Here is a 16813-nt window from a genome sequence, read left to right on the forward strand (position 1 = left end):
CCGTCCAGCACGGCCAGCGCGGTGTCCAGGTGGTAGTAGCGCGGGTCGATCAGCTCCAGGCCGATCACCGGGCGCCCGAAGAACTCCTGGGCCTCGGCGTGGCCGGCCGGCGTGCTGCGGAAGCCCCGCCCGGCGAGCACGTACTCGGCGGTGACCAGGAAGTCGCCCTCGCCCTCGTTGACGTGCTCCGGGTCGTGCAGCTCGGGGTAGCCGTTGGCGCGGAACCACTCCAGGTAGGCGGGGCCCTCGGCGGCGCGCTCGGCGTTGCGGAAGCGGGCGCCGAGCACCTTGCCGTCCACCACGGTGGCGCCGTTGGCCGCGTAGACCATGTCGGGCAGGCCCGGGATCGGGTCGATCAGGTCGACCCGGTGACCGAGCTCCTGGTAGAGCGCGTACAGCCGCTCCCACTGCGCCACGGCGAGCCCGGTGTCGACCGGCTTCGCCGGGTCCATCCACGGGTTGATCGCGTAGGTGACCTCGAAGTGGCTGGGGCGGCACATCAGGTAGTGCCGGGGCCGGGCCGTGCGCTCGGCGGGGCGCGGGGTGACAGCGTTCATCGGTGACTCCTCGTGAGGGCTTCGGACAACGGGCGGTGGCGCTGCGGTCCGGACGGGCGGCAATCGGGTGCCTGCGGGGCTCCGGGGCCGGCTCGCCGGCGGCGCGGCCGGGCGTGGGGGAAACCCAGGCGCGCCGCACTCGTTCCTGCGGGCCGGCCCCGCACCCGCCTCTGACATGCTGTCAGTTCGCTTGCGGGGGACGGAAGATCCTTAAGCCAGGGTGGAACAGCCCTGATGGACCGGCCGATCGCGCTCAGTCGACGCGGGCGTCCATCGCCTCGGCCAGGCTGCGCGGACGCAGGTCGGTCCAGTTCTTCTCGACGTAGTCCAGGCAGGCCTGCCGGGATTCCTCGCCGAACACGCTGCGCCAACCGGCGGGCACGTCGACGAAGGCGGGCCAGAGCGCGTGCTGGTTCTCCTCGTTCGCCAGGACCAGGAACGCGCCCTGCTCGTCGTCGAAGGGGTTGGTGCTGCTCATCGGACCCTCACTTCGTGGTTGTGGTCGTGCACTTGGGCAAGGTCGTTCAACTCGTCGGCCGGCTCGTCGTCGAGCCCGCCGTCGAGCTCGTCGTTCAGCTCGTTGTTCAACTCGCCGTTCAGCTCGTTGTTCAGCTCGTCGCAGAACTCGGTGACCCGTCGTCGGAAGGCGGCCACCACCCGCCGGGCGGTCGGCTCGTCGCAGCCGTCCAGCGCGTGTACCAGGGCGCACTCCAGCCCGCCGGGTGCGCCGTCCGCCGTCCGCCGCTCCACCAGTTGGAGCAGCAGGTCCACGGCGGTGCGGGCCACCGGGACGGGCCGCTCGGCGACCGCCACGGCGTCGGCCCACCGCCCGCTGTCGGCCGGCTCGGCCCGCACCAGATGGGAGACCGCCACCCCGAACAGCGGCTGGCGGCCCGCCTGCCGGACCGGGTTGACCAGTTCCACCACCCGGTCGAACGGCAGGTTCTGATGGGCGTGGGCGGCCAGCAGCCGCTCCCGGACCCGCCCGACCAGGGTGCGGGCCGTCGGGGCGCCGGAGGTGTCGACCCGCAGCACCACGGTGTTGACCAGGCAGCCGACCACGCCGTCCAGCACCTCGTCGTCCCGGCCGGCCAGCGGCACCCCGATCGGCAGGTCGTGCCCCGCGCCGAGGTCGCCCAGCGCGGCGGCGAACGCCGCCTGCACCACCATGCCGGTGCCGGCCGAGCAGGCCCGGGCGGCGGCCGCCAGCCGGCGGTGCTCCCCCGGGTCCAGGGCGAAGCGGACGGTGCCGGCCGCGCCCGGCCCGGTGCCCGGGGCGCCGGTGGCGTCCGGCAGGCCCCGCCATGGCGGCAGGGCGGCCAACGCGCCCTTCCAGTAGGCGGCCTGCCGGGCGGCCGGGCTCTCCGGGCGGTCCTCGTCGCCGAGCCGCCGCCGCAGCCACAGGGCGTGGTCGGCGTACTGGACGGCGGGCGACGGCCAGCGCGGCGCCCCGCCCGCCGCCCGGGCCCGGTAGGCGAGCCGCAGGTCGGCCAGCAGCGGTTCGAGCGCGTGCCCGTCCACCGTCGCGTGGTGCAGCACCAGCAGCAGGGTGTGCCGGTCGGGGCCGCTGCGCAGCAGGGCGGTGCGCAGCGGCGGTTCGGTCAACAGGTCGAAGCCGCGGTCGAGTTCGGCGGCGATCCAGGCGTCCAGCCGCTCCGGTGGGACGTCGAGGAGGCGGGGCGCGGCGGACGGGACGGCGGCGAGGACGGCCTCGGCGAGGTCGGCGTCGGCGGGCGGGGCATCGGGCGGGGCGTCGGTGGGCGGGTCGTCGGCGGGCGCGAGGATGCGCTGCTCCGGGCCGTCCGGACCGTACGGCAGGACGGTCCGCAGGGCCTCGTGCCGGGCCACCAGGTCGCCGAGAGCGGCCCGCAGCGCGGCGGGGTCGAGCCCGCCGGTGAGGTCGAGGGCCAGGGTGGTGAGGTAGTCCGGGCGGTGCTCGCCCAGGTAGTTGGCCGTCCACAGGCGCAGTTGGGCGGGGGCGAGCGGCAGCCGGTCGGGCCGGGCCGTCCGGTCGCCGAACGCCGGGGCGCTGCCGTCGGCGCCGTCGGTCCCGTCGGCACCGTCGGTGCGGGCGGCGCGGTCGAGCCGGTGGTCCAGCCCGGCCACCGTGGGCGCGTCGAACAGCTCACCGAGCGGCACGTCGACCCCCAGGGTGGACCGGATCCGCCCGGCCAGCCGCATCGCGGCGATCGAGTTGCCGCCGAGCGCGAAGAAGTCGTCCTCCGGCGCGACCGCCGGCACCCGCAGCACCTCCGCGAACAGCGCCGCCAGCACCTCCCGGCGGGGCGAGCGGGTCGGCCCCGGGGCCGACCGCTGCGGCGGGCCCAGGGCGGTCGTGTCGACCTTGCCGTTGGCGTCCAGCGGCAGCGCGTCGACCGGGACGAGCACGGCGGGCACCAGGTGGCGCGGCAGCCGCCCGGCGAGCCGGCGGCGCAGTTCGCCGGCGGCCACCGGCCGGTCGGCGACCACGTACCCGACCAGCGAGCGGCCCGCCGGGCCCGCCCCGTGCGGCACCACCCGGGCGGCGGTGACCTCTGGCTCGGCGCACAGCGCGGCCTCGATCTCGCCCGGCTCGATCCGGAACCCGTTGATCTTCACCTGCCGGTCCGCGCGCCCCAGGAAGTGCAGCCGGCCCTCGGTGTCCCACCGGCCCAGGTCCCCGGTGCGGTACAGCCGGCCGCCCGGCGGGCCGTACGGGTCGGCGACGAAGCGCTCGGCCGTCCGGGCCGGGGCGCCGTGGTAGCCCGCGGCCAGGCCCTCGCCGCCCAGGTGGATCTCGCCGGGGACGCCCGGCGGCACCGGGCGCAGCGCGGCGTCCAGCAGCAGCACCCTCGTCCCCGCGAGCGGGCGGCCGATCGGGACGGCCCCGCCCTCGCGGACCGGGCCCGCCGGGACTTCGTGGCCCAGGGCGAAGGTCGTGCTCTCCACCGGCCCGTACAGGTCCAGCAGCCGCTGGCCGGGCGCGGCCCGCCGGGCCCGGGCGAGCGCCGCCGGGGGGACGACGTCGCCGCCGGTGCAGATCAGGCGCAACCGGGCCAGGGCCGCCGGGATCTGCTCGGTCAGCAGGTCGAACAGGCCCGCCGTCAGCCAGGCCGCGGTGGCGCCGCCGCGCTCGACGGCCCAGGCGTAGTCCGCCGGGGTCAGCTCCCCCGGCGGGGCCACCACCACCTGGCGGCCGGTCAGCAGCGGCATCAGCAGCTCGTACACCATGGCGTCCCAGGCGTGCGGCGAGTGGAACAGCACCCGGTCGTGGTCGGGGCCGTGCCACAGCGGGTCGTCGGCCAGGGCGAGGATGTTGCGGTGGGTGACCGCCACGCCCTTGGGGCGGCCGGTCGAGCCCGAGGTGTACAGCAGCTGGGCGACCTGCCCGGGCCGCACCTCCACGCCGGGGTCGTCCGTACTCCCGCCCGCCCGCCGGGCCGCCGCCAACAGCTCGGCGTCCAGCAGCAGTTCGGTGCCCGCCTCGGCGGCGAGCGCGCGCAGCCGCTCGGCCGGGAACCCCGGGTGCAGCGGGACGCAGACGGCGCCGAGCTTGGCCAGCGCCAGCATCGCCACCGGCACCTCCGGGCTGCGCGGCAGCCGCACGGCGACCCGGGTGCCGGGCCGCACCCCGAGGGCCGCCAGGTGGTGGGCCAGCCGGTTGGCGTCGGCGTTCAGCGCGCCGTACGTGGTGGTGCCGGCGGTACCGGCGCCGTCGACGTGGCGCAGGGCGATCCGGTCCGGGTGGTCGGCCGCCAGCCGCTCGAACCGCGCGCCGACCGACACCGGTTCGGCGTCGGCCGCCGGGCCGGTGCCCCAGGCCCGCAGCCCCGCCCGCTGGACGGGCGGCAGCAGGTCGACCCGGCCGGTGGTCAGCGCGTCCGCGCCCGGACCGGCCAGGGTGGCGCAGGCGGCCGTCAGCAAGGTGCGCAGCCGGTCCGCGTCGAGGTACCGGTCCAGTTCGGCGGGGCGCAGTTGGAGCCGCACGTCCAGGCCGCCCTGGCGCGGCAGCACCACCAGCGAGAGCGGGTAGTGGGTGCCGTCGAACGGTTCGACGGCGCCGATCCGCAGGCCCGGCGCGGGCTCGACGAACCCGGCCTCGTCCAGCGGGTAGTTCTCGAACACCAGCGAACTGTCGAAGAGCCGCCCGGCGCCGGCGGCCTCCTCCACCGCGGTGAGCCCCAGGTGCTCGTGGTCCAGCAACGCGGTGCGCTCCCGCTGGAGCCGGGCGGCGAGCTCGCGCAGCGGCTCGCCCGGGTGCAGCCGGGCCCGGACCGGGACGGTGTTGATCAGCAGGCCCACGAGCCGCTCCGCCTCCGGCAGTTCGGCCGGGCGCTGGGCGACGGTGGTGCCGAACAGGACGTCGTCGCGGCCGGTGAGGTGGGAGAGCACCAGCGCCCACGCCGTCGCCACCAGGGAGCCGAGGGTCACCTCCCACTGCGCGGCGCGCGCCCGCAGCCCGGCGGTGAGCCCGGCGGGCAGGGTGAAGACGCTCGTCGACGGGCCGTCGTCGGCGCCCTCGCCGCCGGCCGGCGCGGGCCGGCCGACCCGGGTGGGCTCGGCCCCGGCGAGGGCCGTGCGCCAGGCGCCGCGCGCGGCCGCGTCGTCGCGCCCGGCCAGCCAGTCGAGGTAGCGGCGGTAGGACGGCGCCGGGGGCAGGTCGACGCCCCGGTGCAGCGCGAGCAGCTCGCGCAGCACGATCGGCACCGACCAGCCGTCCAGCAGCAGGTGGTGGTGGGTGAAGACGAGCCGCCACCGGTCGGCGGCCAGCCGCAGCAGGGTGAAGCGGATCAGCGGCGGCGTGTCGACCGCGAACGGCCGGCGGTCCTCCTCCACGAGCCGCCGGGCGGTGGCGGACTGCTCCCGCTCCGCCCGCCCGGTGAGGTCCACGGTGCGCCAGGGCAGCGTCACCTCGACCGGCACGACCTGCTGCGGCGGGCCGGACTCGCCGCTGGTGAAGGCCCCGGCGAGCTGCGGATGGCGCGCCAGCAGCCGCCGGGCGGCGTCCTGGAGCCGCTCCGGGTCGATCGCGCCGGTGAGGTCGAGGACGAGCTGCACGAGGTACGGGTCGCGGCGGCCGTCGTGGGCGGCGTAGCGGGAGTGGAACAGCAGGCCGGCCTGGAGCGGTGTGGCGGGCAGCAGGACGGCGGCGGGCGCGGCGGCCTCGGCGGAGGCTTCGGCGGACGTTTCGGCGGGCTCCTCGGGCTGGGCCTCGGCTGCGGGCCCCTCGGCCCGGGGCGGGCCGGCGGACGACAGGGTGGTGAGGGCCTGCTCCCAGCGGGCGGCGAGTTCGGCCACCGCGTCGGCGGCCAGCACGCCGGCCGGCCAGGCCCATTCGACCCGCAGCCGCGGGCCGTCCGGGCCGGTCTCCACGAAGGCGTCGACCGAGAGGGTGTGGGCGAGCGGCAGGGTGGGGTCGGCCTCGCCGCGCAGGGTGCCGGGGACGGGCTGCCAGGGGCCGCGTCGGGTGGTGTCGAAGCGGCCCAGGTAGTTGAAGGCGATCGGGGCCGGGCGGTCGGGCAGCGTGCCGGACCGCTGGAGCAGCCCGTACGTCAGGCCCCGGTGGGGGGTGGCGCGCAGGCGCTGCCGGGCGGCCGCGACGGCGCGGGCCAGGTCGTCGGCGGCGGGGGCGAGGCCGCCGGCGGGGGCCAGGTTCTCGACGCGGGCCGCTCCCCCGGTGTCGGGCGCGGCCGGGCCGGTGTCCAGCAGGACGGGGTGGATGACCGTGAACCAGCCCAGCGTCCGGGAGAGGTCGAGGCCGTCGAGGGCGGCGAGTTCCGGGTCGCGGCCGTGGCCCTCGACGTCCACCAGGAGCGGGCCGTCGGTGCTGCGGGCGCGCCAGCCGTGCAGGGCGGCGGCGAGCGCGCCGAGGAGGATCTCCGGTACGGCGGCGCCGAGTCGGTCGGGCAGGTCGGTCAGCAGGGCGGCGGTCGGGCCGCCGCCCAGGGTGGTGCGCAGGGTCTCGGCCCCGGCCACGGTGTCCCGGGTGCGGTCCAGCGGCCGGGTGCCGATGGTCCCGGTGCCCGCGGTCAGCAGGCCGTGCCAGTGGTCGCGGTCGGCGGCGACCGCCGGGTCGGCCTCGGCGGCCCGCAGCGCACGGGCCCAGTCGGCGGCCGTGACGGGGACGGCGGCGAGGTCGGCCGGGTGGCCGTCGGCGGCGGCCCGGTGGGCCCGGGCGAGGTCGTCGAGCAGGATCCGCCAGGAGACGCCGTCGACGGCGAGGTGGTGGATCACCATCAGCAGCAGGCCGCCCTGGTCGCCGTCGAACCAGACCGCCCGCAGCAGGTCGCCCCGGTAGGGGTCGAGGCGGCGGCGGGCGTCGTGCCGCTGTTCCGCGACGAGTTGCAGCAGGGCGGGCGCCGGGTCGCGGCCGGGGGCGGTGGCCAGGCCCTCGCGGGCGAGGTCGATCCGGTGCAGCAGCGGGGCCGCCGGGACGGTCCCGGCGGGCCGGATCTCGAAGGCGAGCGGCTCGCCCGGGGCCCCGGTCAGGCGGGTCCGCAGCGCGTCGTGGTGGTCGACGAGCTGCTGGAGGGCGGTGCGCAGGGTGTGTTCGGTGGCGCCGGGCGGCACCTCGCACAGCAGGGACTGGGCGTAGCCGTGGATCGGTCCGCCGCGGGCCGCCAGCCAGTCCGCGATCGGGGTGGGCGGCAGCACCTCGCCCGGGGGCGCGGGCGCCGCCGGGCGGGCGGCCGGGGCGCGGCCGGCGTCCGGGACGACGGCCGCGGCAGCGGCGAGGGCGCGCGGGGTCTGGTGGGTGAACACGTCCTTCGGCGTGATCAGCACTCCCGCCGACCGGGCCCGGGTGGCCAGTTGGATCGCCAGGATGCTGTCCCCGCCGAGCCGGAAGAACCCCTCCGACGGCCCGGGCCGCGCCCGGCCGAGGACGCTGCCGAACAGGGTCCGCAGCTGCTCCTCGGCGGGCGAGCCGCCGTCCGGGCCGGTGACGGGCTGCGGGCGGGCGGCCGGCCCTGGCGTGTCCGACAGGTCGAGGGTGCCAACGACGTCGAGGGCGTCGAGGCCGTCGAGGGTGTCGACGGGTGCCGCCGGGTCGGCCAGGGCGGCCGCCAGCAGACGGCCGAGGCCCTGCGCCAGGCGCTCGGCGGTCTCGGGGCGGAAGTGGCCGGTGCTGTACTCCAGGACGCCGCGCACCGTGCCGTCCGGCTGTTCGGTGAACTCGAAGAGCAGCGGGAACTTGGCCATCACCCGCTCGAACCGGTGCGGTGCGCCGGACAGGCCGGGCAGGGTGAGCGCGGGCCGGCGCCCGCCGTGCAGGGTGATCATCACCTGGAACAGCGGGTGGCGGCCGAGTTTCCGGTCGGGTGCGAGGGCGTCCACGACCCGGTCGAAGGGCGCTTGGTCGTGGGCGAAGGCGGTGAGGTCGGCGTGCCGGACGCGGTCGACGAGCTCCGCGAAGCCCGGGCGGCCCGAGAGGTCGGTGCGCAGGGCGAGCGGCTGGGCGAAGTAGCCGACCAGGTCGTCCAGGGCGGGGTCGGCGCGGCCGGCGGTGACCGTGCCGAGGACGAGGTCGGTGCCCGCTCCGGAGCGGGCGAGCAGGCAGGCGACGGCCGCGTGCAGCACCATGAACAGGGTGGCTCCCCGGCCGGCCGCCAATTCGGCCGCTGCGGCGACCAGTTCGGCGTCCCACTGGAACTCGGCGGCGGCCCCGCGCAGGGCCGTGCCGGGCGGCGGCTCGTGGTCCACCGGCAGCGCGGTGCGCCCCGGCGCGGCGTGCAGGGTCTCGCGCCAGTGCGCCAATTCGGTGGCCAGCGGGCTGTCGGGCTCGCCGGCCGGGCCGAGCTCCCGGCGCTGCCAGAGCGTGAAGTCGGCGTACTGGAGCGGCAGTCGGGGCCACTCGGGGGCCCGGCCGCGGGCCCGGGCGGCGTAGCCGGCGGCGAGGTCGCGGGTCAGCGGGCCCAGCGACTGTTCGTCGGCGGTGATGTGGTGCAGGACGATCAGCAGCAGGTGGGTGCCGGGCCCGGCGGTGAACACCACCAGCCGCCAGGGCAGGCCGTGTTCGAGGTCGAAGGGGCGGTGGACCTCCTCGTGCACCGCCGCGTCCAGGTCGGCGGGGTCGGGGTGCCGGACGGTCAGCGGGAGGGGCGGGTCGTCGAGGATCCGCTGGTACGGCTGCCCGTCGGTGGCCGGGAACACGGTGCGCAGGCTCTCGTGCCGCTGCTGGACGTCGCCCGCGGCGGCCCGTAGCGCGGCCAGGTCGAGCGGCCCGGTCAGCCGGGCGGCGAGCGGGACGTGGTAGGTCGACGCCTGCTCGCCGAGCCGGTGCAGGAACCACAGGCCGCGCTGGGCGTAGGAGAGCGGGATGCGCTCCGGCCGGGGGCCGGCCTGCGGGCGCTGCGGGCGCGCCCGACCGGCCTCTGCCGCACCCTGGCGGGCGGCGCCACGGGCACCGATCCGGGCGGCCAGGCCGGCCACGGTGGGGGCCGCGAAGACGTCCCGGATGGTCAGTTCGGCCGACAGCTCGGCGGGCAGCTCGGCCCGGGCGCGGACCACCAGCCGGTTCGCCGAGAGGGAGTCGCCGCCGAGGGCGAAGAAGCTCTCGTCCGTGCCGAAGCCGTCGGCCCCGAGGAGTTCGCCGAACAGCCGGTGCAGCCAGGTCTCGTGCTCGCCGCTGGGCGCCCGGCCCCGGCCGTCCGCCGCCCTGGCCTCCCGGGCCCGCAGCCGGTGCTCGTCGAGCTTGCCGTTGGCGGTCAGCGGGAAGGCCTCGACGGCGACGAAGGCCGCGGGCACCAGGTGGTCCGGGAGCGACGCGTGGGCGTGGTCGGCGGCCGCGCGGACGGCCTCCTCGGTGCCGAGCAGGTAGGCGGTCAGCGCCTTGCGCCCGGGCTCCCGTTCGGTGGCGAGGACGGCGGCGCCGGAGATGCCGGGCAGCGCGGCGAGCGCGGCCTCGATCTCCCCCGGTTCGATCCGGTAGCCGCGGATCTTCACCTGCCGGTCGGTGCGGCCCAGGTGTTCGAGTTCGCCGTCGGGGCGGCGGCGGGCGCGGTCCCCGCTGCGGTACATCCGGCTGCCGGGCGGGCCGTACGGGTCGGCGGTGAAGCGGCCGGCCGTCAGCGCGGGGCGGCCGAGGTAGCCGCGGGCGAGGCCGGGGCCGGCCACGTACAGCTCGCCGGGCAGGCCGTCGGGCACCGGCCGCAGGGCGGCGTCCAGCAGGTACGCCCGCAGGTCGGGCAGCGGCCGGCCGATGGTGGCGGCGCCCGAGGCCACGGCCGAGGCGTCGAGGTCGCCGGCCGTGACGTGCACGGTGGTCTCGGTGATGCCGTACATGTTGACGAGCCGGGGCGCGTCCTGCGGGTGCCGCAGGTACCAGTCCGCGAGCCGCCAGGGTTCGAGCTGCTCACCGCCGAAGATGACGTGGCGCAGGGCGAGCCGGGCGCTCGGGCCGGGGTGGGCGGCGTCGGCTGCGGCCAGCTGGGTGAACGCCGAGGGGGTCTGGTTGAGCACCGTGACGCGCTCGTCGGCGAGCAGCCGCAGGAACTCCTCGGGCGAGCGGGCGGTGTCCCGGGGGACGACGACCAGGCGGCCGCCGTGCAGCAGGGCGCCCCACAGCTCCCAGACCGAGAAGTCGAAGGCGTAGGAGTGGAACAGGGTCCAGGTGTCGTCCGGTCCGAAGCCGAACCGGTCGGCGGTGGTGGCGAGCAGCCGGGTGACGTTGCGGTGGGTGACCAGGACGCCCTTGGGGCGGCCGGTGGAGCCGGAGGTGTGGATGACGTAGGCGACGCCGTCCGGGCCGGGGCGCTGCGGCTGCGTCCGGTCGGCGGGCTCGTCCGCGCCGTCGACGGACAGGGTCTCGACGCCGTCGGGCAGCGCCGCCCGGGCGGAGTCGTCCGTCACCACGAGCCGGGGCGCGGCGTCCTCGATGGTCGCGCGCAGCCGCTCGACCGGGTAGTCCGGATCCAGCGGCAGGTAGCCGGCGCCGGCCTTCTGGACGCCGAGCAGCGCGACCACCAGGTCCGGCGAGCGGGGCAGGGCGACGCCCACCAGGTCGCCGCGGCGCACGCCCCGGGCGGCGAGCCGGCGGGCCAACCGGTCGGCGCGCAGGTCGAGTTCGCGGTAGGTGAGGACGGTCTCCCCCAGCACCACGGCGGGTGCCTGCGGGCGGGCGGCGGCCTGCCGTTCGAACAGCGAGACCAGGGTGTCGCCGTCCGGCTCGGTCCGCGCCGACCCGGGCGCGGGCGCGGGCAGGGCGACGGCTCCGCCGCCGGTGCGCAGCCGGCCGACCGGGAGCCCCTCGGGCGCCTCGGCCAGCGCCGTCACGAGGTCGAGCACCCGGTCCAGGTGGGCCCGGACGGTGTCCTCGGGGTAGTCGCCGACCGCGTCGGCGAACACCGGCAGGGTGGCGCGGCCGTTGTCGTAGACGCCGAGCGCGAAGTCCTCGGGCAGGCCCGGCGAGACCTCGTGCACGGTGGCCGGGATCCCGCCGAACCGCAGGCCCGGGTCGAGCGGCAGCAGGTTCAGGGTGGGGCCGATCAGCGGCCGGTCGCCCCGGGCGGCGGCGGTGTCGCGGAGCAGGTCCTCGAAGCGGTACCGCTGGCGGCGCAGCGCGGCCCGGACCCGGTCCGCCGTGGCCGTCACCAGGCCGCCGACGGTGGCGGCCGGGTCGACGGCGAGCCGCAGCGGCACGACGTTCGCCGTCATGCCGAGGGCCCGCCGGGCCAGCGCGGCGTCCCGTCCGCGGACGCCGAGGCCGATCACCGCCGTGCCCTCGCCGGTGTCGGCGTGCAGCGCGACGGCGAGCGCGGCCGGGAACAGCGCCGTCCAGCCCGCGCCGACGCGCTCGCGGACAGCGGCCCAGCGTTCGGCGGACAGCTCCGTCCGGACGGCGACCGGCGGGCGCGGGCCCGAGCCGGTCGGGGCGCCGCGCCCGCCCGCGAGGCGGGGCGGGTCGCCGAGGCCGGCCAACTCCTCGGCCCAGAAAGCGGCGTCGGTGCGGAACCGGGCGGAGGCGCGGTAGGCGGCATCGTCGTCCAGCAGGGCCTGGAGCGGGTCGTGCACGCCGGTGGAGGCCGGCTCGCCCGCGTGCAGCGCCGTGTACTCGGCCGCCACCCGGCGCATCAGCCCGGCCCCGCCCACCCCGTCGCACAGGATGTGGTGCATCCGGAGGTACCAGAGGTACTCCGCCTCGCCGGTCCGCAGCAGGAAGTGGTCGAAGGGCGGGCGGGCGGTCAGGTCGTAGGGGTGGGCGAGTTCGGCGGCGAGGAACGCGCGGGCGGCGGCGGCCGGGTCCTCGTGGTGGCGCAGGTCCTGCCGGTGCAGCGGCCAGTCGGCGGCGTCCTCGATGATCTGGACGGCGCCGTCGGCGGTCGGCTCGAAGCGCACCCGCAGGCTCTCGCTGCCGGCCACCACGCCCCGCAGCGCGCGTTCGAACAGCTCCTCGTCGATCGCGCCGTGGAACTGGACGTACTGGCCGGCGGTGAACCGCCGCCGGGTGGGGTCGGCCTCGTGGCCGAACCAGATTCCCGACTGCGGGGCCGTGAGCGGCCGTCGTCGGGCGGGAGAGGCGGGAGAGGCGGGCGTGGCGGACATCCGGTCAGCTCCTTTCCGGCTCGTGCGGCTGGTGCGGCTCGTGCGGGCTCGGTGACCCGTGCGGCCCGGACGGGTCACCGAGCCGGTCGAGCAGCGCCGGGGCGAGGTCGAGGAGGGCGGCCGGGCCGCCGAGGTCCTGGTGGCCGTGGTCGGTCCGGTGCCGCAGCAGCCGGCCGCCGTCGAGGTGGGGCAGCCAGCTCTCCGGGTCCTGGACGGGCCCGCTGGTCTCCGGAACGGCCTCGATGAGGAGCAGGTCGCCGCGGTACCGGCCGGGGCGGAAGGCCCGGCCGAGCCGGACGTTGTTGTCGTAGACCTCGGCGAGCGCGGTCAGGTGGTGTTCGGAGAAGACGGAGAGCGGCGAGTCGGAGTCCTTGGCGAGGACGAGGAACTCCTCGGCGGTCGGCGCGGGCGCGTCGGCGGGGCGGTCGACGCCGGTCAGCCGCAGCAGGGCGTTACGGACGTGGCCCTGCTCGGCGAGCACCTCGGCCTCCGAGCGGGCGGGCAGGTCGGCGAGCACGTAGCTGTCGAGCATCGCGAGCAGGCCCACCTCCGCGCCCTGCTCCTGCAGCCGGGCGGCCACGGCGTAGGCGACCAGGCCGCCGAACGACCAGCCGAGCAGGTGGTAGGGCCCGTCGGGCTGGACGGCGCGGATCTCCCGCACGCAGTCCTCGGCCACCTCCTCCACGCTGGCCGGCAGCGGCCCCCGGCCGTCGAGGCCGCGGGACTGCAGGACGTAGAGCGGCCGGTCGCCGAGCGGCCCCAGCAGCGCCGCGTACGTCCAGCCGATCCCGGCGGCCGGGTGCACGCAGAACAGCGGCGCGCCGGTGCCGGTCGAGCGCAGCGGCAGCAGGGTGGCCAGCATGGGCTCCAGGCCGTCGGCGGGCGGCGCGGGGACGGCGGCGACGGTGGCGTCGGTGGCGGGGAGCGGGGTGCGGGCGGGCCCGGCGGTCGCGGGCCAGGAGTCGAGCAGACCGAGGGCGCCGACGGTGGTGTCCGGCTCGGCGACGAGGGTGTCGAGCAGCCCCAGCAGCCGGGCCAGCAGGGCGTCGGCGGCCTCGGCGTCGACGGCGTCCTCCCGGTGCAGGATGTCGAGTTCCAGTCCGCCGTCCCTCGGGATGGCCATCAGCGACAGCGGGTAGTGCGCGGCCGTCTCGCTGCCCGAACCGGTGATCCGCACCCCCGGGAGCGCGTCGCCCTGGTCGCCGGACTGCGGGAAGTTCTCGTACACCATGACGGTGTCGAAGAGTTCGCCGAGGCCGGTCGCCCGCTGGATCGCGGGGATTCCCAGGTGCTGGTGGGCGATCATCCGGACCTGCTCGCGCTGGACCCGGGTCAGCAGCCCGGCCAGCGACTCCTCCGGCCGCAGGGTGATCCGCAGCGGCAGGGTGTTGATGAGGAAGCCCATGACGGACTCGGAGCCCGGCAGCTCCGGCGAGCGGCCGTTGACGATGATCCCGAACACGGTGTCGGGGCGGCCGGTCCGCTCGGCCAGCAGCAGCGCCCAGGTGGCCTGGAGCACGGTGTTGAGCGTGATGCCCAGCCCGGCGGCGAGGGCGCCGAGCCGTTCGGTGCGCTCCTCGCCCAGGGGCCGGTAGCGGCGGCCCGGCCACCCGTCGGCGGGCGGCAGCCCGGGCGGCGTCACCAGGGTGGGTTCGATCGGCGCGGCCAGGGCCTCGCGCCACGCCCGGCGGGCGGCCTCGTGGTCCCGGCCGGCCAGCCAGGCCAGGTGGGCGCGCAGCGGCACCGGCTCGGGCAGTCCGGCCGGGTCGCGGTACAGGGCGAACAGCTCCGGCAGGAGGAGCTGGTTGGACCAGCCGTCGATCAGGGTGTGGTGGGCGACCACCTCCAGCCGGTACCGCTGCGCTCCCACGCCCTCTCCGGGGCCCAGCCGCAGCAGGGTGAAGCGGATCAGCGGCGGGTCGGCCGGGTCGAACCGGGTGGTCCTCGCCTCGGCGGCCAACCGCTCGGTCTCCGCCTCCTGTTCGGCCGCCGTGAGGCCGCCGAGGTCCAGCTCCGTGAACGGCGGCAGGCGGTCCGGGACGACCTGCACCGGGCGGCCGTCGGGGAGGCGGACGAACCCGGCCGCCAGGTTCGGGTGGCGGCGGCAGAGCGCCTCGACGGCGCGGCGCAGCGCCGCCGGGTCGAGCCGCCCGTCGAAGAGCATCCACAGCCGCATCACGTAGGCCCCGCCGCCGCCCTGGCTGTGCTGGGTGGGGAAGAGCAGCCGCTCCTGGAGCGGTGTCAGCGGCAGCACGTCCCGGTGGCCCGGGAACCGGGCCTGCAACCAGGCGCGCTCGGCGGCGTCCAGCGGGAGCAGTTCGCCGTCGGCGGGCCGGCCGGCGCCCTGGTCGGCGGGGTCGAGCGCGGTGGCGACGGCCGCGAGTCCGGCCGGGGTCGGGTGCGCGAACACGTCCTCCGGGGCGAGCGCCAGCCCGGCCCGGCGGGCCCGGCGGAGCAGCTTGATGGAGCGGATGCTGTCGCCGCCGAGGGCGAAGAAGCTGTCGTCCGGGCCGACTTCGGGCAGGCCGAGGACGCCGGCGAAGAGCTCGCGCAGCACCTCGACGGGGCCGGCGGCCGGGGCGGCGGCGGGCTCGGGCGACGCCCCGTCCACGGTTCCGGCGGCCAGGGCGGCGAGTGCGCTGCGGTCGGTCTTGCCGTTGGCGTTGGTCGGGAGGTCGTCGAGGAAGACCAGGGCGGCCGGGACGACGGGTGCGGGCAGCACCTCGCGCAGCGCCGCCCGGACGGCCTCCGGATCGGCCGGGCGGCCCTCGGCGGCGACCAGGAAGGCCGTCGTGCGGCGGTCGCCCTCGCCGTCGTCGGTGGCGACCACCACGGCCCGCCGGACGCCGTCCAGCTCCGCCAACCGGGCCTCGATCTCGCCGAGTTCGATCCGGTGGCCGCGGATCTTCACCTGGTGGTCGGTGCGGCCGGCGTACTCCAGCTCCCCGGCGGCGGTCCAGCGGGCGAGGTCCCCGGTGCGGTACATCCGGGCGCCGGGCGGGCCGAACGGGTCGGGCAGGAAGCGCTCGGCGGTGGCCCCCGGCCGGTGGGCGTAGCCCCGGGCCAGGTAGTCCCCGGCCAGGTAGAGCTCGCCGGTGACGCCGACCGGCGTGGGCCGCAGGGCCGGGTCGAGGACGTGGGCGCGCACGTTGCCGATCGGCACGCCGATCGACGGCTCACCGTCCGCGCCGGGCGGGCACGCCCCGGCCGTGGCGTACACGATGGCCTCGGTGGGGCCGTAGAGGTTGAGCACCCGGGCGTCCGGGTTGCGGGCGTGCACCTGGCGGACCAGCGCGGCGGGCAGCGGCTCGCCGCAGAACACGTAGGTCGTCGCCCGCTCGCGCACCCACTCGGCGCGGGCGACCTGCTGGTACACGGACGGGACGGTGTTGACCAGGCTGCCGGACCAGTCCGGGCGTTCCAGCAGCGTGAGCAGGTTGTCCACCAGGTCGACGCTGCCGCCGGTGAACAGCGGCACCAGGAGCTCGAAGACCGACAGGTCGAAGGAGAGCGAGGTGGAGCCGAGCACCCGGGAGAGCGCCTCGGGGCCGAGCTCGGCCGCCGCCCAGGCGGCGAGGTTGGCCACGGCCCGGTGGGTGACCACCACGCCCTTCGGCGTCCCGGTGGAGCCGGAGGTGTGGATGACGTACGCCGCGTTGCCGGGCAGCGGGCGGGTGGGCTTCGCCTCGGCGATCTCGGGACCGGCGGGCGCGGGGCAGGCGGTCTCGACGGCAGCGGGCTCGTCCAGCAGGACGACGGACGGGCCGTCGGCGGCCGGCTCCGGCAGCACGGCGGCGGCCAGCTGCGCCGTGGTCAGCACCACCCGGGGGCGGGCGTCCGCGAGCACGAACTCCACCCGGCCGCGCGGGTGGCCCGGGTCGACCGGGAGGTAGGCGGCGCCGGCCTTCAGCACGCCCAGCACGGCCGCGACCAGGGCGGGCGTGCGGGGCAGCAGCACCGCGACGACGTCCTCGCGGCCGACACCGAGGCCGGCGAGCAGCCGGGCGATCCGCTCGGAGCGCCCGTCCAGTTCGGCGTAGTCCAGCACCTCTCCCCCGCCGCGCACCGCGACGGCGGACGGGGTCCGCGCCAGCTGGGCGGCGAACGCGGCGGGCACGGTGGTCTCGGGCACCGCGTGTTCGGTGGCGTTGGCCTTCCGCAGCAGGGCGAGCTCGTCCCCGTCGGCGAGGTCGAAGGAGTGGATCGGCTCGTCGGGCCGGGCCGCCAGCCGCGCCAGCAGCCGGACCAGCCGGCGGTGGGCCGCCGGGTCGGCGCCGTGGCCGCCGGCGGCGACCCGCCACGCCCCGTCCCGGTCCGCCGGGCCGGGGGTGGGGTCGGCACGCAGGAACAGGCCGGGCAGCGGCTCGCCCCAGGCGCGGGCCAGGACGGCGACCGTCCCGGGGCCGTACGCCACCCGCTCGGCGCTGTCGGCGATCCCGGTGACCAGGCCGTACCCGGAGGACGGGCCCCAGGGCAGGTCGAGGTCCGGCCGGTGGCCGTGGCGCCGGACCGCGCGCAGGGCGCGGCCGGCCTGCCGGAGGACGGCGGTGAAGCTGAGCCCGGGGGCCGGGGCCAGGCGCACCGGGACGACCAGGCCGCGGCCGCCCGGGCCGGGCGCCGGGCGCCAGTGTCCGAGCAGCAGCTCCCGGGCGCCGGTCAGCCGGTGCGCGTGGACGGCGGCGGCGGCGAGCAGCACCGCGGCGGGGCCCGCACCGCCGGCCCGGGCGGCCCGGGCC

Annotated in this window: 4 protein-coding genes; all 4 read right to left on the reverse strand. The window is 77.7% G+C overall.

Annotated features, from left to right (window positions below):
• Window positions 1–557: dimethylarginine dimethylaminohydrolase family protein (locus tag ACFVX9_RS38395; protein ID WP_387986778.1), on the reverse strand; the 557-nt coding region annotated here is incomplete at its 3' end.
• Window positions 558–810: 253 nt separating this feature from the next.
• The gene (locus tag ACFVX9_RS38400; protein WP_063349723.1) at window positions 811–1035 is read right to left on the reverse strand and encodes an MbtH family protein; all 225 of its coding nucleotides are present in this window, start codon (window positions 1033–1035) and stop codon (window positions 811–813) included.
• Window positions 1032–12077 carry an amino acid adenylation domain-containing protein gene (locus ACFVX9_RS38405; protein WP_387986780.1) on the reverse strand — a complete coding sequence of 3682 codons (11046 nt, stop codon included), beginning with the start codon at window positions 12075–12077 and terminating at the stop codon, window positions 1032–1034. Before ACFVX9_RS38405 ends, ACFVX9_RS38400 begins: the two co-directional genes overlap by 4 nt.
• Window positions 12078–12081: 4 nt before the next feature.
• Window positions 12082–16813: amino acid adenylation domain-containing protein (locus ACFVX9_RS38410; protein WP_387986783.1), on the reverse strand; the 4732-nt coding region annotated here is incomplete at its 5' end.

Origin of the sequence: Kitasatospora sp. NPDC058243 (assembly GCF_042882025.1) — a bacterium.
In the GTDB taxonomy this organism is placed as follows: Bacteria; Actinomycetota; Actinomycetes; order Streptomycetales; family Streptomycetaceae; genus Kitasatospora.

Excerpts from the sequence above, each read along its gene's own strand:
- ACFVX9_RS38400 (WP_063349723.1), bottom strand. The coding sequence starts at position 1,035 with ATGAGCAGCACCAACCCCTTCGACGACGAGCAGGGCGCGTTCCTGGTC.
- ACFVX9_RS38405 (WP_387986780.1), bottom strand. The coding sequence starts at position 12,077 with ATGTCCGCCACGCCCGCCTCTCCCGCCTCTCCCGCCCGACGACGGCCG.